Raw genomic sequence first — 16342 nt, forward strand, 5'->3', positions numbered from 1 at the left:
CTTTCCCTCTCGACAAGAGCTCATCAACACGATCATGCGCGCCATTGCCGAGTACAACGTCGATGCGAAGCCGTTCGCCTGGACGTACACGGGAGATCCGCTCCGTGTTATGTAACCGTACTTTCAGGACGCTACACTAGTCCGCGCGCTTGGGCTCCACGAGTTTGTAGCCGACGCCGCGTACCGTCTCGATGTAGCGGGGCCGCACCGGGTTGTCTCCCAGTTTCTCCCGCAGTTTGCCGATCCGGACGTCGATCGTCCGGTCCACCACCACCGCTTCGTCGAATGCGTACACGTGCGCCAACAGTTGGTCACGGGTGAACACGCGCCCGGGAAACTCCATCAATGCCTGGAGGACCTTGTACTCGTTCGGGGTGAGGTGCACTTCACGCCCGCCGACGGAAACCTCGTGCCGTTCCAGATCCATCGTCAGATTGCCGCGAACGAGGGAGGTCGTCCGGTGCCGCGGCGTGGCCGTGCGGCGCAGTATGGCCTGCACGCGGGCCACGAGCTCGCGCGGGCTGAACGGCTTAGTGACATAGTCGTCCGCGCCGACCGACAGACCCACGAGCTTATCGATCTCCTCGACCCGCGCGGTGAGCATCAGGATCGGCACCGCGGACCGTTTCCGCAGACGGCGGCACACCTCGATCCCGTCTGTGCGCGGCAGCATCAAGTCCAGGATCACGAAGTCCGGGTGATGTCGCTCGAAGAGCTCGAGCGCCTGGTCCCCGTCGTATGCCGCAAGTACGTGGAAGCCTTCGCGCTCGAGGTACATTCGGACGAGCGAGGTGATCTTGTGATCATCGTCAACCACGAGCACCGTCGTTTCATCGGGCGGTGTAACCGGGGACAGTGCCGGAGCTTCAGCCACGGGTTCCCTCCTCATGCCGCCATCGACGACAGCCTATGACGATCATGTAAAGGTTTGATGACGACCCTGGAAGAACGGGAGGCGCCGGCAGGAAGGCTCACCGTGTGCGATCCCTCACCGTGACCGGTCGTTCCATGCGTGCGCGCTCATCTAGGAGGAGGCCTGTGGGCGTTCCACGAACGATCCCGCACATCCTCAGGGGCGCGCGACGCGCGCGGACAGGCGTAAACGTCATCGGCCCGTCGGTGCGGGAGGTGGTTTCGGCAAGGGGCAGTGCGCTGACATCTCGGATGGAGGAGGCAGACTGTGCCCATCGGACGAGTGGTCATCTCCTTCGTGATTGCGGTGGCGTTGGCCGGGAGCCTGTTTGGAACCGCCGGTGCCGCCGGCTACAAGAACGTCATCGTGTTCGGCGTGAACCGCGCCGCCGACAACCTCGATCCGGTCACCCAAGATGCGAACCCCGATATCTGGGCGTTCATGCAGATCTACCAGCAGTTGGTTCGCGTGAATATCAAGGGCGACGGTTTCGTCCCGGACCTTGCCGAGCGGTGGACGGTGTCGCCGAACGGCAAGACGTGGACGTTCTACCTGCGGCGCGACGCGCGATGGTCGAACGGCGATCCCGTGACGGCCGCGGATGCCGCGTGGTCGCTGCAGCGCGCGCACGACCTCGACGGGCCGTGGCAGTGGGCGCTGGAGGCGGTCCAGGCGATGGCCGCGACGGACGACCACACGCTCGTGATTACCCTGAAGGAACCGTGGGCGCCGTTTCTCTCGGACGTCTCGTTGTTCTCGAGCAGCATCCTGCCGGAGAAAGTGTTCCGGAACGCGAAACCCGAAGATATCGCCGGCAAGCCGGTGGGATCCGGCCCGTTCATGCTGACGGAGTGGAAGAAGGGCGACGAACTCGTCATGAAGGCCAATCCCAACTTCTACGAGAAGGGACGGCCGCGCACGGCCGAACTCCACATCCGGTACATTCCAGACGACAATAGCCGCATGATCGCCCTGCAGTCCGGCGACGTCGACGGGATCGACTATCCACCGTTCTCGCAGGTCTCGGTGCTGCAGCGGGATCCGCGCCTCGACGTGCAGCTCAACCCGTCGACCGCGGTCGCCCACGTGCTGTTGAACGTCACGCAGGCGCCGCTCAACAACGTGAAGGTCCGCCAGGCGCTGGCGTATGCGACCGATCGCGCCGGGATCAACAAGGGCGTCTGCTACGGCGCCTGCGTGCCGGCGACCTCGTTCCTGCCGCTGACGACTCAGTACTTCAACAAAGGCTTGAAAGGGTATACGTACGACATTGAGAAGGCGAAACAGCTTCTGAAAGAATCGGGAGTGGCGACGCCTGTGACCCTCACCGCGATGATCTGGGCCGGCTCTGGGGACGCCGGGACCGCGACGACCCTGCTGAAGGGGATGTGGGCGCCGATTGGCGTGACGCTGAACCTGGCGCCGCTCGACCGCGCCGCCGCGACCCAGCGGATGCGGGCGCTGGACTACCAGGTCGACGTCGGCGGCTGGACCAACGACGTTCCCGATCCGTCGGAGCTGGCGAACTACGAGTTCGACTTCGTGACGGCCAAGTCGTATCACACCGGGTACCACTCGCCCCAGATGGACAAGCTCCTCGCCGACGGGATGCGGGAGCTCGACCCAAACAAGCGGCGCCAGATCTACTATCAGATCCAAGACCTCGCGATCCAGGATTCGCCCCTGATCTGGCTGTACTACGCGCCGTACACGGTCGCGATCAACAAGAAGATGCACGGGTTCGTCCAGATGGCGACCGGCCCGTGGCTGTTCAAGGACGTGGCCGTCGAACAGTAGGCACCGGCGGGGACCGCGACGATGCTGCGCTACGCGCTGGGACGGATTGGCCAGACCGTGCCGATCGCGCTGCTGGTCACGGTCCTGATCTTTTTGCTGATCAAGCTGGTGCCGGGCGATCCGGCCTCCGCGATCCTCGGCGAACGGGCGACCGACGCCTCGGTGACGGCGCTGCGGCACCAGTGGGGGCTGGATCGTCCGATTTGGCAGCAGTACGGCGTCTACATGCGGAACCTGGCCACCGGCAACCTGGGTCAGTCCCTGCGGTACCAGTCGCCGGTGGCCGAGATGCTGCCGTCGCGCATGGGGGTCACGTTCTTCCTGGTGACGTACAGCCTCGTGCTGTCCGTCCTGATCGCGGTGCCGCTCGCCCTCGTGGCCGCCGCGTACCGCGACCGGTGGCCGGACCAGCTGATTCGCGCGTCCATGGCGCTGCCGCTGGCGTCGCCGGGGTTCTGGGTCGGGATCCTGTTCCTGATCCTGTTCTCCTTGAAGCTGCGGTGGTTCCCTGCGGAAGGCTACGGCACCGGCTTCGTCGACCATGTGCGGCACCTGTTCCTGCCGGCGCTGACGCTGTCGTACGCGTTTGCGGCGGTGCTGTGCCGGAACTTGCGCTCGTCGCTCGTGGACGTGCTCTCGACGGCATACGTAGACTTCGCACGCGCCAAGGGACTGCGCCGTCAGGTCGTGCTGTTCCGGCACGTGTTCCGGGCGGCGCTGCTGCCCTCGGTCACGCTCATCGGCGTCCGGCTGACCTACGCGATCGGCGGGTCGGTGGTGATCGAGACGGTATTTGCGATTCCAGGGATGGGCTCGTGGATGGTGGATTCGATCCTGTCGCGTGATTACGTGGTCGTGCAGACGCTCACGCTGATGTTCGCGCTTGGGACCATGCTGATCAACCTGGCAACCGACCTGCTCTACCCGTTATTCGATCCGCGGTTGCGGATGGGGTAGCGGGCCCGCCGCATGACGACGCTCGCGACCGACCTGCCGGCGCCCCGTCCGCTGCGCCTCCGGCTGCCGCTTGGGATTGTCGCGGGAGGCGCGATGCTTCTGGTCATGATCGGCGCGAGCCTGTTGGCCCCAGTGCTGAGTTCCTACAACCCCGTTACGCAGAACTTGAACACTATGCTGCTGCCGCCCTCACCGTCGCACTGGTTCGGCACCGACAACTACGGCCGCGACGTGTTCACGCGGGTGCTCTACGGATCGGGGATCGACCTGCGGATCGCCGTGCTGGCCCTGATCTTCCCGTTCGTGTTCGGCGCGATCGCCGGGGCGGTGGCCGGCTATGTGGGAGGCTGGGTGGACGTGGTCGTGATGCGCGCCGTGGACGTGTTCACCGCCGTGCCGTTTCTGGTCCTCGTCATCGCGATCGTGGCGTTCCTCGGCCCCGGCGAGACGAACATCCTCATCGCCATCGGCGCCGTCGAGTGGATCGTGTTCGCCCGGCTCGTGCGGGGCGAGGTCCTCCGTGACAAGAACCTCGAATACGTCGCCGCGCTCCGCGCGCTCGGCTTCAGCCGGTGGCGCATTATCCTTAGGCACCTGTTGCCGAACGCGGTCCCGCCGGCCGTCGTGTTTCTCGCCTCAGACGTCGTGCTCGTCATCCTGACTACATCGTCGCTCGGATTCCTCGGCCTCGGCCTGCGTCCCCCCGCGCCCGAGTGGGGTCTGATGATTTCGGAGGGCCGGACGTTCATCTACACCGGCTGGTGGGCCGCGGCGATGCCAGGGTTCGCGTGCATGTACGCCGGGATCGCGTTCATCCTCCTCGGCGACGGATTGGCCGATGTGCTGCGGGTGCGGGGGCAGTGACGGACGCGGGTCTCGAGGTCGAACACCTTCGGGTCGAGATCCCGACGCGCCGGGGCGTCGTGCAGGCGGTGCGCGACGTGACGTTCGCGGTGCCGCCCGGCGAGGCGGTGGCGCTCGTCGGCGAATCCGGTTCCGGGAAGAGCATGACGTGCCGGGCGATCGTGCGCTTGTTGCACCCGCCGGCGCGGATCACGGGCGGTGCGATCCGTTTTCAGGGGCGGGACCTCGTCTCGCTGCCCGAGCGGGACCTCGAACATATCCGCGGAACCGGGATCGCGATGGTCTTCCAGGACCCGATGAGCGCGCTCAATCCCGTCCTCACGATCGAGCGCCAGGTCGCGGAGGCGCTTCCGGGCGAGCGGAGATCATCCGCCGCGCGGCGGCAACGCGTCGTAGAGCTGTTGCGGCAGGTCGGGATCCCCGACGCGGCACGGCGGCTGCGCGCGTACCCGCACCAGCTCTCCGGCGGCCAGCGCCAACGCGTCATGCTGGCGATCGTGCTCGCGCGCCGCCCCGCGGTGCTCCTGGCCGATGAGCCCACGACGGCGCTCGACGTGACCATCCAGGCCCAGATCCTCAGGGAGCTCGGACGGCTGCAGCGGCAGCTGTCGATGGGCCTCGTGCTCGTTACGCACGACCTCGGCGTGGTGCGCCAGACCGTGCACCGGGTCGCGGTGATGTATGCTGGGCAAGTCGTGGAACTGGCGCCGACCGAGGAGCTGTTCGCGCGGCCCCGGCACCCGTACACCGTCGGCCTGATCGGCTCCGTGCCGAGCGTCGATCGCAGCACGCCGCTGACGCCGATCCCCGGGGCGCCGCCGGACCTGATCGGCCTCGGCGACGGGTGCGCATTTGCGCCGCGCTGTGCGATGGCCTCCCGGGAGTGCCTCCACGGCCAGATCCCTCTGGACACGGTGGCCCCCGACCACTGGAGCCGGTGCATCAAAGCGCATCTCGTCGGGAGGACCCAGAGTGCCGGGGCCGCTGCTCAGCGTTCGTAACCTCGTCAAACACTTTCCGTTGCCGCGCAGCCCGCTGGACGTGTTGCGGCGCGCCGCCCCTGAAGCGGTCCACGCCGTGGATGGCGTGTCCTTTGACATCGCTCGCGGGCGCACCCTCGGTCTCGTCGGCGAGTCCGGGTGCGGCAAGAGCACGCTCGGTCGATGTCTGCTACGGCTGTATCGACCCGACGAGGGTGAAGTGTGGTTCGAGAGCGTGGACCTGGCACGGCTCGACGAGCACGGTCTCCTGCCGTACCGCAGCCGGATGCAGGTGGTGCTCCAGGATCCGTACTCGTCGCTCGATCCCCGCCAGAGCGTCGGCAGCGCGCTGTTGGAAGTGCTGACGGTGCACAGGATCGGCACGCCGGCCGATCGCTGGGAGCGGGTCGCGCGGCTGCTCGCCCAGGTGGGCCTCCGGCCGGCGGACGCGCGCAAACACCCCGGGGAGTTCTCTGGGGGCCAACGCCAACGGATCGGCATCGCCCGCGCGCTCGCCGTCGGACCGGAATTGCTCGTCGCCGACGAGCCGGTCTCGGCTCTTGACGTGTCGATCCAGGCGCAGATTCTTGATCTGTTGCTCGACCTCCGGGCGTCGCTCGGCCTGACGATGATCTTCATCTCCCACGATCTGCGGGTCGTTCGTTACCTGAGCGACGAGGTCGCGGTCATGTACCTCGGCAAGATCGTCGAGAACGCACCGGCCGCCGAGCTGTTTGCGCGACCGCGTCACCCGTACACCCTGGCCCTCCTGTCCGCGATCCCGGAGGTCGGCGAGACGCCGAAGGCGATGGTCGAGATCCAGGGCGAGCCCTCGAGCGCCGTCCATGTGCCGTCGGGCTGCCGATTCCACCCGCGGTGCCCGTGGAAGGTGGAGCGGTGCACACACGAAGTCCCGCAGCTCCGTGAGCTGGCGCCCGGCCATTGGGTCGCGTGCCACGAGGCGACCGCCTGAGCCATGACGTTCGCAGCGCCGGCGTCGTTCGCCGACCGGTGCGCGTCGCCGCCGGAGGGTGGGACGGGACGACCCTCAGCGAGCGATCATGACGAGAAGATCCACCGCGTCGCCGTTTCGCAGAAATTCCGCTCGAGCCAAGTAAACCCCACAGCGGGCCGCAGTGCATAGACCACGCCGGTCGCCGCGTCCGGCCGCACCTGGTATTTCGCCTCGTACGCATCGGCAAACCGGGTCAGGGCCGCGCGATCCGTGATTTCCTCGGCGCGGCCCTCCAGGATGGCGACGTCGTTGCCGCTCTCCAGGTGGACGACGGCCGCCGGGGAGGCCGCAAGATTCCGGCCCTTTTGGGACGCGGGGTCCGTCGCGAAGTAGAGCGCATCATCGAGCCAGACCCCCCACACAGGCGCGGCGTGCGGGCGGCCGTCCGGCCGGGTCGTGGCGACCCAATAGTTCCTGGCCCGTACCCACCAGTCGCGCACGGTGTCCCACGGCAACCGATCGCCGCCGTGTCCCGTGACGCCGTAGCTGGGTGGAACCCCGGGGCGGGTAGGGCGGGGGGCTCGCGATCCCCGCGTGGAATCGACCATACGCGACCTCTTCGCGGTGTCGTCCCGCGCGCCGGCGTTACTCTTGAGCGTACCACATGCCGGCGAACACCAGCGCGGTGCCCAGCACTTGAATAGGCGACAGCGATTCGCCGAGCACGAGCCACGCAAGCACGACCGCCGAGATCGGTTCGAGGTACGTGTAGACCATAGCCTGATGGGCGCCCAACTTCTGTACGGCCCGGCCCCACAACGTCATCGCGATCACCATGCCCACCGTGGCACTGTAGAGGAGGCCGAGCCACGCCTGCCAGGAGACGTGCGTCCACGGGAGTTGCGCGACGCGCGGGAGCGCGACCGGGGCAAACAGGAGCGCCGCCGTGCCCATCGACCACGCGGTCGCCCGTATCGTCCCGGCCGACGCGACGAGCCCGCCGATGACGAGACTGTACGACACCCATGCCACGGCGGCACCGAGCGCGAGGGCAGCGCCGAGGATGTGCCGCGCATCCAACGGCGCTCCGTCCGGCCGCGCCATGAATACGATCCCGACGAGACCCGAAACCAGCCCCAGCCAGTGACGCGTCGAGACCCGTTCGCGTCCGTGGACCGCGGCCCAGCCGGCCGTGAACAGCGGCGACGTCGCGAGGAGAATCGCGCTGATCCCGGCGGTCGTGTATTGCAGCCCCGCGTTCAGCAGGATCTGGAACGCAATTTGCGCCGCGCCCACGGCGAGGACGACGCGCCACCGGGGGCGCGTCGACGGCGACTGGGCTGCGCGGCCGGAGAGGGCGCCGAGCGACAGCGCGGCGACGATCGTACGGAGGGAGATGACGTCGATCAGCGGGAGCTCCCGGAGCGCGATCTTCGTCCCCGGGTAGACCCCGCCCCACAGGATCACCGCGAGGAGCGGTTCGATCGCCCAGGTCCTCGATGTGGGTTTCACGCGTCACATCCGATAAGACGGTGTGGCTCTGGAGCGGTGAGTGCACTGTATCAGAGTCTGTTGCCGCGTGTCAAAGCGGCGGGTGCGTGCGGGTCAACGCCCGAACAGCCAGCCGCCGTTCACGTGGAGCACCTCGCCTGTGACAAACGAGGCCTCGGGTGACGCCAGGTACTGGACGGCGGCGGCGATATCCGCAGGACGCCCGGCCCGCCCCATGGGTGTTTGCGCGACGGCCCGCTGTTTCCGCTCCTCGGTCATGCGATCCCCGAAGAACTGGGTGTCCAACACGAGGCCCGGCGCCACGGCGTTCACGGTGATCCCCTGCGGTCCCAGCTCTTGCGCGAGCGCGTAGGTCAATCCGACGACGCCGGCTTTCGCAGCGGAGTACATGTCCCCTCCGCCGCGGAACGCCGCGATCGAGCTGACGGTGATGATGCGGCCGCCCGGTCGCCGCAGCCATGGGTGCAGCGCGTGGAGCATGAGGTAGGTGCCGATCAAGTTCGTGTCCACCGTGCGCCGGGCGTACGCCGCCGCCTCATGCAGGCTCGCGCCCGGCCCGAGGGACCCGGCCCCGCCGGCGTTGGTGACGAGGACGTCTCCCACGTCCGAGACGTGAGCACGGAGCCAGGCGACGGTTTCCTCGACTTGCTCCGGCGCGGCGACGTCGCATGTCCGCCACGCGATCGCGCCCGACGACTGCGCCGAGAGCTCGGCTGCCGTTTCGGCGAGGACGCGCTCGCGCCGCCCGACGATCACGACGGTGTCGCCGCGGGCGGCAAACGCGGCGGCGATCGCCCGCCCGATTCCCGTCCCACCGCCTGTTACGACGACGATGCGGCCGGCCATGGTGTGCCTCCTTCTCTCCGTTCTGTGGTGTGAAGCGTCAGCGCCGGCGAGTGCCGCCTCGGAATGAGCGCGCGGTCTTCACTGTCCCCGACCGGATCGCCGTGTTTAATTTGATACTCAAGGTAATTATACTTTGAAAGTCAAGTTATTTTTGCTACACTGCGGGCATGGCCGAAGTGCGGAAGAAAGCGGCGGCACGCCTGGCCTCCCGGGATTCGGTGGATCGCGAGCTCGCCGCGTGGCTCGCCGAGCTGCCTGGCATCGACCCGCTGGTCGAGGCAGTGCGGATGCGTCTGCTCCGCTTGGGGCGGCAATTGGAGCGCAGCTTGGCCGAAACGGCCCGGGCGCATGGGATGACCCTTGGGGATTGGGAGACACTGTCGATCCTCTGTCGATCCGGCCGTCCGTATCAGCTCAGCCCGGGCCGCCTCGCGCGCAGTCTCGGCGTGACCGCCGGCACGATGAGCGTTCGGATTGAGCGGCTCGTGCGGGCCGGTCTGGTGAAACCGGCGGCGAGCGGTGACGACGCACGCGGACGGCCCGTGCGGCTGACCGCGGCGGGGCATCGGGTCTGGCGCCGGGCGACGGACGCGCGGACCCGCCTGGAGGCGGCGCTCATCGGAGAGACACTTGGTCCAAACGCTCTCCACACGCTCAACGCGTTGCTACGCCGGCTGATGGTCCGGTTCGAGGCCAGGTTTGGCGCACCACCGTTGCGCGGCGAGCTCGAGCGATAGGCGCCGCCGAGCGGCAAAGAGGGGAATCCCCCCGCACGTCAAATCAACGCACACCGTAGCAAGGGCGGCACCAGGAGGTGCAGGGGGATGCGAACGGTTGCGGTCGTGCTCGCAATCGTGTGTCTCGTGGTCATCTCGCCGGTCGCGCAAAACGTCGGCGCCCAACCGGCGACGATCAAGCTCGGGGCCGTGATCCCGCTCACCGGTCGATACGCGGGTGGCGGTGCGCAGGTCCAGGCCGGATACCAGATTGCGATCGATGACATCAACGCGCACGGCGGGGTGCAGGTGGGCGGGCGGCGGATGCCGCTGGCGCTGACAGTGCTCGACGATCAGTCTGATCCCACCAAGACCGTCAGCCAGTTCGAAGTGCTCGCGTCCCAGGGCTCGGTCACGTTTCTCGGCGGGTTCGGCAGCGATCTCCACGCGGCCGCGGCGGCGGTGGCGGAAAAGAACAAGATTCCCTATTGCGGTGTGGCGTTCGCGCTCCACGCCGTGCACGAACAGGGGTTCAAGTATCTCTTCTCTCCGTTCCCGAAGTCGCCGGAGCTCGGCAACGAAACCTACCGGTTCCTCAACGCCAGCATCCCGGCCGGGCAGCGGCCGGTGCGCGTCGCGATCTTCCAGGAGCGCACGGACTGGGGCCGCGAGCTCGGCAACATCTGGACCGCCCGTTCCCGGGAGTACGGGTACCAGGTGGTGCTGCGCGCCGACTACACGCCGCTGACGCGGGACCTGTCCGACATCATCCTGCGCGCGAAGAGCGCGGGGGCGGACGCCCTGTTTACGCTTCCGGCGCCGCCGGACGGCATTACCATGATCAAACAGATGAAGGAACTCGACTTCGCGCCAAAGGTCATCGTGATGATCCGCGCGGCCGACGCGGTCACGTGGACCCAGGCGCTGGGCAAGGACGGCGACGGCGTGCTGTTGATGCCGGGCTGGCACCACGACGTGCGGTTCCCCGGTGTGCAAGAGCTCAACGCCAAGCACCAGCAGCGCTTCGGCCGGCCCGCGGACGTGATCGTGGGGCCCGCTTACGCGTGTGTGCAGATCGTCGCGAATGCGATCCAGCGCGCCGGCAAGCTCGACCCGACGGCTATCCGCGACGCCATGGCCGCGACCAACATGCAGACCGTCGAGGGACCGGTGCGGTTCCGGCCGGACGGGACGGGAATCGTCCCGACCATCATCGTGCAGTGGCAGGCCGGCCAGCAGCAGTTGGTGTGGCCCAAGAACCTCGGCGGGGTGCCCTTCGTGTATCCGCTGGCGCCCTGGCGTGCCCGGTAGCCGCATCGCGCTGCTCGAGGTCGAGGCGCTCTCCAAGATGTTCGGCGGCCTCCGCGCCGTCGACCGTCTGTCCTTCGTCGTCGGAGAGGGCGAGATCGTCGGGCTCCTCGGCCCGAACGGATCGGGGAAGACGACCACATTCAACTTGGTGGCGGGCGCCCTTCGGGCGGACGCCGGCGAGATCCGGTTCGCGGGACGCCGGATCACCCGATCGGCGCCGAGCCTGCGCGCGCAGCTCGGCATCGCCCGGACGTTTCAACTCGTCCGGATGTTCCCGAACCTCACCGTCCTCGAGAACGTCCTCGTCGGCCGTCTCTACGGCCGAGACCGGGTGGCCTCGCCGGTCCAGGCCCGGACGGAGGCGCTCGCGCTCCTGGAACTCGTGGGGATCGGGCAGAAGCGTGACGTCCCCGCGGCCGACCTCACCCTGGGGGAGCGCAAGCGGCTCGAGATCGCGCGGGCCCTCGCCACCAGGCCGCGCCTCGTGTTGCTCGACGAGCCGGCGGCGGGGCTGACGCCGCGCGAGGTGGATGCCGCCATCGCGCTGTTCCGGCAGATCCGAGCGCAGGGGACCGCGATCGCGCTGGTCGAGCACAACGTCCGCGCCGTCCGCGCGCTCTGCGACCGCGTGGTCGTCCTGCACGCGGGGAAGCAGATCGCGGAGGGGACGCCGGAGCACGTGTTCGCGCACGCGGCGGTCGTGCAGGCCTATCTTGGCCGGCGCTGACGGCGCCGCGATTCCGGCGCTCCCCACGTCATGAGCATCCTCGCCCAAAACCTGATCTTCGGTACGCTGGTCGGCGGCCTGTACGGGCTTGCCGCCGTCGGGCTGTCGCTCGTCTTCGGCGTGCTCAAGATGCTGAACGTCGCCCACGGCGAGTTGCTCATGCTCGGCGGCTACGTCGCGTTCTGGTTGTTCACGCTCTTTCGGATCGATCCGTTTGTGTCGATCGTCCCGAGCGCGCTCGCGCTGTTCGTGGTTGGGGTCGTGCTGTATCGGCTGTTGTTCGCGCGCCTCGTGTTCGTCCCGGACGAGACGAAGTTGAAGAACTCGATCCTCATCGGCTTTGGCGTGAGCCTGGTACTGCAAACGCTTGTCCTCATCGCCTGGACGGCGGACGAACGGGCGGTGACAACCGCGGGCGCGGGCGCGGTCCTCGAGGTCGGCGGCGTGGTGGTGCCGCTCGTGCGCCTCGGCGCCCTCGCCGTGGCGTTTCTCACGCTCGGCGGACTGCACCTTTTTCTGCAGCACGCCCGGCTGGGCCGGGCCATCCGGGCGACGGCCGACGATGTCGAAGGCGCGTACCTCGTTGGGGTCCCGGTGCCGGCCGTGTTCCTCCTGGCGTTCGGCCTGGGGAGCGCGCTGGCCGGCATCGCCGGGGCGCTCGTGAGCACGACGGACGCGGTGAGCCCGTCGATCGGCCTGAGCTGGACGCTCAAGGCGCTGATCGTCGTTGTTCTCGGCGGGGTCGGGCACATGTTCGGAACGTTCGTCGCCGGCGTGTTCCTTGGCGTCGCCGAGTCCGCGAGCGGGTTCCTGCTCGGCAACGCGTACCGGGAAGTCATGGGCCTCGTGCTGTTCCTGCTCGTCCTCAGCCTGCGGCCCCAGGGGTTGTTCGCAAGGGAGTGACGATGCGGCCGTCCACGCTCCTGACCGGCCTTGGCCTGGTGTGCGGTGGCACGGCCGTCGCCCTGGTGCCGGTGTTGACCGCGAATCAGGCGATCTTGTCCTGGGGGTTCCTGGTGCTGCTGTACGCCGCTTTGGCACAGAGCTGGAACCTGCTGGGAGGGTTCGCCGGCCAGGTCAACCTCGGCCACGCGGCGTTTTTCGGTCTCGGGGTGCTGGTGACGCGGACGCTGTGGCTCGGCGGCACCCCGATCGCCGTCGCGCTGCTCGCAGGCACCTGTGCGGCGACCGCGGCGGGTGTTGTCGTCGGCGCGCCCTCGCTGCGACTCCGCGGCCCGTACTTCGCGATCGGGACCCTTGCGGTCGCGGAGATTCTCCGGATCACCGTGGGCAACGCCCTGCCGGACGTGTCGACCCTTCCGGCGAGATCCCTTGCCGCCTACACCCTGGCGCCGCGGTACTATCTCGCCATGCTCGTCATGGTCCTGGTGACGGGGGCCGCGTGGTGGCTGACGTCGTCGCGCTTCGGGCACGGCGTCGTTGCGGTTCGGGAGGACGAGGCCGTGGCCGAAGCGATCGGCGTCGACGCGTTCCGCCACAAGCTCTGGGTGTTCGCGCTCAGCAGCTGCTTCGCGGGGATGGCCGGCGGGGTGTTCGCATACTACCATCTCAGCTTCTACCCGGCGCTGGCGTTCGGACCGCTGTGGACATTTGATCCGCTGGTGATCGTCTACCTCGGCGGTGTGGGCACGGTGTGGGGCCCGCTGATCGGCGCGGTGTTCTTTCTGGTGTTGCAGGAGGCCCTCTCGCTGCAGGTCGGCGAGCTCCACCTTCTCGTCTTTGGGGTCTTGTTCATCGCCGTGGTGATCGCGCTGCCGGGCGGATTCGTCGAGGCGCTGCGCGGGCTCCGGCGGTCGGGGATGCGCGCGCTGCGGACGGGCGCCGGGGCCGGGTCCCAGCCGCCGTCCTAACGGCGTCGGGGGCGTCGGAGAGGCGCCGGAAGGACCGGTCCCCAGGGTGTCGAAGAGCCGCCTCATCCCTCGGGATGGCGGATGGCGTGATCCCGCCCGCGTCCGAGCTGGGTGGTGGGCGTCGGCCGGCGTCCACCGCGTTCTCAGGAGGCACCCGCATGGCGACCGTTCATCGAGCCGATCACGTCGGCAGTTTCCTGCGTCCACCCGAATTGCTGGAGGCCCGCCGTGACGCGGTCGACCCGGAGCGCCTCCGGGCTCTCGAGGACGGTCAGATCCTGCGCGTGCTCGCGAAGCAGCAGGCGCTGGGGTTCGACGTCTTCACCGACGGCGAGCTGCGCCGGCGGAACTTCATGAGCGACTTTACCGACGCCGTCGCGGGGTTCGACCTCGGGGACGCCGTCGACCGGGCGTGGCGCTCCGGCGGTCCCGCCGCCGCCGTGAGCAGCGTCACCGGCATCGTCACCGAGAAGCTCAGTGCACGGCGGCGTCTCACCGGGCACGAACTGCCGTTTCTGCGCGAGCATTGCCCCGGGGCGATCAAGATTACGCTGCCGAGCGCGACCCAGTTCCCCGCGATCGCGTACAAGCGCGGGATCACCGACGCCGTCTACCCGAGCCCGTCCGATCTGCTCTGGGACATCGTGGCCATCATGAAGCAGGAAACGGCGGCGCTCGCCGCCGAGGGCGTCCCGTACATCCAGATCGACGCCCCCCGCTACAGCTACTACGTCGATCCCAAGTGGCGGCAGTTCATCCAGAGCGAGATGAAGATGGATCCGGACACAGCACTCGACGAGGCGATCCGCGCGGACAACGCGTGCTTTGCGGCGGCGCGTCGCCCGGGCGTCACACTGGCGATTCACCTCTGCCGCGGGAACAACCGCAGTCACTGGTACGCGGAGGGCGGGTACGATCCGATCGCGGAGAAGCTGTTCGGCACGCTAGCAGTCGACCGGTTCCTCCTCGAGTACGACGACGAGCGCTCCGGCACGTTCGCCCCGCTGCGGTTCATCCCCCGCGGCAAGACCGTCGTACTGGGGCTCGTGAGCAGTAAGCGGCCGCAACTCGAGTCCAAGCGAGACCTGGTCGCCCGGATCGAGGAGGCGGCGCGCTACGTGCCGCTCGACTCCCTGGCGCTGAGCCCGCAGTGCGGCTTCGCGTCCACGATGGAGGGCAATCTGCTCTCCGAGGACGACCAGTGGGCGAAGCTCCGGCTCGTCGCGGACACGGCGCGAGAGGTCTGGCGCTAACCTGTGGAGAAAGTCGAGCCGCGCGTGACCTCGAGGCGCGCGCAGAGGGGTGGGGCAGACACGATGGCGTCCGCTCGGCGTCGCGGCATCCCGACGGACACGCGGTTCGACGCGGGGAAACGGGTGCGGACAGAGGTGCTCGGCGCGGACCACGTCGCCCGGTCGGAAGTCCGACAAACGCCCCTCGACGCGGACTTCCAGCGGTTCATCACGGAGGTCGCCTGGGGTTCCGTCTGGGCCCGTCCTGATCTTGACCGGCGCACGCGGAGCCTCGTGACGATCGCGATCCTGGCGGCCCTGGGCCGCCGCGAAGAACTGGCGCTCCACTTCCGCGCCAGCCGCAACGTCGGCGTCGAGCCAGCCAAGATCACCGAGGTGTTGCTGCACGTGGCCGCCTACGCGGGGATCCCTGCCGCGAACACGGCGTTCGCGGTGGCCAAAGCAGAGTTGGAGCCGTCGGCCCGGGCGCGGCCGGCGACCCGGCGGTCAGGGGCGAGGGCGCGTCGATGACGCCGATCGGAAGAGATGCGGAGGTGTTTCCGCCGTACCTGTACGAGGCATATCGGGCCACGATCCGCCGGTCGCCGTACGAAACGCTGGTGGAGTTCCGTCCGACGCTCTCGGAGCTCACCGGGCCGGGCCCGGCGGTCAGTGCCGTGACGCCCGAGGATGCTGACCTCACGCGTAACGCCGGTACCGGCGGCGAGGCGATCGGCGAGCGCATCATCGTCACCGGCCGCGTGTTCACCGGTGACGGCGAGCCCGTCCCCAATACGCTGGTCGAGGTCTGGCAGTGCAACGCGGCAGGACGCTACCGTCACCGCGTCGACCAGCACGGTGCACCGCTCGACCCCAACTTCCTGGGCATCGGGCGGTGCCTCACGGACGCCGAGGGCGCGTACCGGTTCACGACGATCAAGCCGGGCGCGTATCCGTGGGAGAACCACGAGAACGCGTGGCGGCCGGCGCACATCCATTTCTCCTTGTTCGGGCCCTCGTGGCTGTCGCGCCTGATCACGCAGATGTACTTCCCCGGGGATCCGCTGCACGCGCTCGATCCGATCATGAACTCGATCCCGACTGCGGAGGCGCGGGCGCGCCTCGTCGCCGCGTATGCCCACGACGTCACGCGGCCGCGCTGGGCGCTCGGGTATCGGTTCGACGTCGTGCTGCGGGGCCCCAAAGCGACGCCGTTCGAGCCCTTCGAGCCGGCCGCGCGCGCGGGGCGATGACGGTCCGCGGCCTGACCCCGTCCCAAACCGTGGGGCCGTTTTTCCACGGGATCGTCGGAGGCGGCGCGAACGTGCTGGTCACGCCCGAGACCGAGGGAGACCGAGTCCGGGTCGAGGGGCGGGTGTACGACGGCGACCGCGCGCCGGTGTGCGACGCGATCGTGGAGATTTGGCAGGCGAACGCCCGAGGGCGCTACCGGCACCCGGCCGACCGGCGGTCGGTGCCGCTCGACCCGGCCTTTGTCGGGTTCGGACGCGCCGCGACCGACGATGCCGGCGCGTACTGGTTCGAGACCGTGAAGCCCGGCCTCGTGCCGTCTACCGCGGACACGTGGCAGGCGCCCCACATCAACGTCGTCGTCGCTGCGCGCGGCCTCCTCAACCACCTGTTGACGCGGATCTACTTCG

The 16342-nt window shown here is 68.5% G+C and carries 18 protein-coding genes; 14 read left to right on the plus strand and 4 right to left on the minus strand.

Translation table 11 applies throughout. From position 1 onward, the window contains the following. Positions 1 to 136: 136 nt before the first annotated feature. Positions 137 to 874: a response regulator transcription factor gene (locus VKZ50_16890; GenBank protein ID HLJ61404.1), complete on the minus strand. Its 738-nt coding sequence runs from the start codon at positions 872 to 874 to the stop codon at positions 137 to 139. A gap of 306 nt (positions 875 to 1180) precedes the next feature. Here VKZ50_16890 and VKZ50_16895 point away from each other — a divergent pair, with 306 nt between their 5' ends. From VKZ50_16895 to VKZ50_16915, 5 genes are read left to right on the plus strand one after another with little or no spacing between them, the layout of a single operon-like run. Beyond that, the gene (locus VKZ50_16895) at positions 1181 to 2710 is read left to right on the plus strand and encodes an ABC transporter substrate-binding protein (protein ID HLJ61405.1); all 1530 of its coding nucleotides are present in this window, start codon (positions 1181 to 1183) and stop codon (positions 2708 to 2710) included. A gap of 21 nt (positions 2711 to 2731) precedes the next feature. Further along, positions 2732 to 3667: an ABC transporter permease gene (locus tag VKZ50_16900; GenBank protein ID HLJ61406.1), complete on the plus strand. Its 936-nt coding sequence runs from the start codon at positions 2732 to 2734 to the stop codon at positions 3665 to 3667. A 12-nt stretch (positions 3668 to 3679) separates the two neighbouring features. Then, complete coding sequence (locus VKZ50_16905) at positions 3680 to 4531, plus strand: ABC transporter permease (GenBank protein HLJ61407.1); 852 nt, start codon at positions 3680 to 3682, stop codon at positions 4529 to 4531. Then, the gene (locus tag VKZ50_16910) at positions 4528 to 5532 is read left to right on the plus strand and encodes an ABC transporter ATP-binding protein (protein HLJ61408.1); all 1005 of its coding nucleotides are present in this window, start codon (positions 4528 to 4530) and stop codon (positions 5530 to 5532) included. Before VKZ50_16905 ends, VKZ50_16910 begins: the two co-directional genes overlap by 4 nt. Beyond that, positions 5504 to 6484, plus strand: a complete 981-nt coding sequence (locus VKZ50_16915; protein ID HLJ61409.1) for an ABC transporter ATP-binding protein — start codon at positions 5504 to 5506, stop codon at positions 6482 to 6484. Before VKZ50_16910 ends, VKZ50_16915 begins: the two co-directional genes overlap by 29 nt. 86 nt (positions 6485 to 6570) lie before the next feature. Here VKZ50_16915 and VKZ50_16920 read toward each other — a convergent pair whose 3' ends face one another. The 3 genes from VKZ50_16920 to VKZ50_16930 all read right to left on the minus strand — a co-directional run bounded on the left by VKZ50_16920 (position 6571) and on the right by VKZ50_16930 (position 8824). Then, positions 6571 to 7074 (minus strand): pyridoxamine 5'-phosphate oxidase family protein, encoded by a 504-nt coding sequence (locus VKZ50_16920; GenBank protein ID HLJ61410.1) that lies wholly within the window; start codon positions 7072 to 7074, stop codon positions 6571 to 6573. 37 nt (positions 7075 to 7111) lie between these two features. Further along, the gene (locus VKZ50_16925) at positions 7112 to 7978 is read right to left on the minus strand and encodes a DMT family transporter (protein HLJ61411.1); all 867 of its coding nucleotides are present in this window, start codon (positions 7976 to 7978) and stop codon (positions 7112 to 7114) included. A gap of 93 nt (positions 7979 to 8071) precedes the next feature. Beyond that, positions 8072 to 8824 (minus strand): SDR family oxidoreductase, encoded by a 753-nt coding sequence (locus tag VKZ50_16930; GenBank protein HLJ61412.1) that lies wholly within the window; start codon positions 8822 to 8824, stop codon positions 8072 to 8074. 167 nt (positions 8825 to 8991) lie between these two features. Between VKZ50_16930 and VKZ50_16935 the strand changes: the two genes are divergently transcribed. The 9 genes from VKZ50_16935 to pcaG form a co-directional block, all read left to right on the plus strand. Continuing rightward, entirely contained in the window at positions 8992 to 9561 is a 570-nt protein-coding gene (locus VKZ50_16935; protein HLJ61413.1) for a MarR family transcriptional regulator, read from the plus strand. Positions 9562 to 9648: 87 nt separating this feature from the next. Next, positions 9649 to 10851, plus strand: coding sequence for an amino acid ABC transporter substrate-binding protein (locus VKZ50_16940; protein ID HLJ61414.1), 1203 nt, complete (start codon positions 9649 to 9651; stop codon positions 10849 to 10851). Beyond that, positions 10841 to 11578, plus strand: coding sequence for an ABC transporter ATP-binding protein (locus VKZ50_16945; GenBank protein ID HLJ61415.1), 738 nt, complete (start codon positions 10841 to 10843; stop codon positions 11576 to 11578). The genes VKZ50_16940 and VKZ50_16945 overlap by 11 nt, the downstream gene beginning before the upstream one ends. A 30-nt stretch (positions 11579 to 11608) precedes the next feature. Then, positions 11609 to 12481 carry a branched-chain amino acid ABC transporter permease gene (locus tag VKZ50_16950; protein HLJ61416.1) on the plus strand — a complete coding sequence of 291 codons (873 nt, stop codon included), beginning with the start codon at positions 11609 to 11611 and terminating at the stop codon, positions 12479 to 12481. 2 nt (positions 12482 to 12483) lie between these two features. Continuing rightward, positions 12484 to 13449, plus strand: coding sequence for a branched-chain amino acid ABC transporter permease (locus VKZ50_16955; protein HLJ61417.1), 966 nt, complete (start codon positions 12484 to 12486; stop codon positions 13447 to 13449). Positions 13450 to 13607: 158 nt separating this feature from the next. Next, the gene (locus tag VKZ50_16960) at positions 13608 to 14702 is read left to right on the plus strand and encodes a hypothetical protein (protein ID HLJ61418.1); all 1095 of its coding nucleotides are present in this window, start codon (positions 13608 to 13610) and stop codon (positions 14700 to 14702) included. Between the two features lie 63 nt (positions 14703 to 14765). After that, positions 14766 to 15212 carry a 4-carboxymuconolactone decarboxylase gene (pcaC, locus tag VKZ50_16965; protein ID HLJ61419.1) on the plus strand — a complete coding sequence of 149 codons (447 nt, stop codon included), beginning with the start codon at positions 14766 to 14768 and terminating at the stop codon, positions 15210 to 15212. Next, positions 15209 to 15934 carry a protocatechuate 3,4-dioxygenase subunit beta gene (pcaH, locus tag VKZ50_16970; GenBank protein ID HLJ61420.1) on the plus strand — a complete coding sequence of 242 codons (726 nt, stop codon included), beginning with the start codon at positions 15209 to 15211 and terminating at the stop codon, positions 15932 to 15934. The genes pcaC and pcaH overlap by 4 nt, the downstream gene beginning before the upstream one ends. After that, on the plus strand, positions 15931 to 16342 hold a 412-nt coding region (gene pcaG / locus VKZ50_16975), incomplete at its 3' end, for a protocatechuate 3,4-dioxygenase subunit alpha (protein ID HLJ61421.1). The genes pcaH and pcaG, both read left to right, overlap by 4 nt.

Source organism: bacterium, assembly GCA_035295165.1.
Classification (GTDB): Bacteria; Sysuimicrobiota; Sysuimicrobiia; order Sysuimicrobiales; family Segetimicrobiaceae; genus JAJPIA01.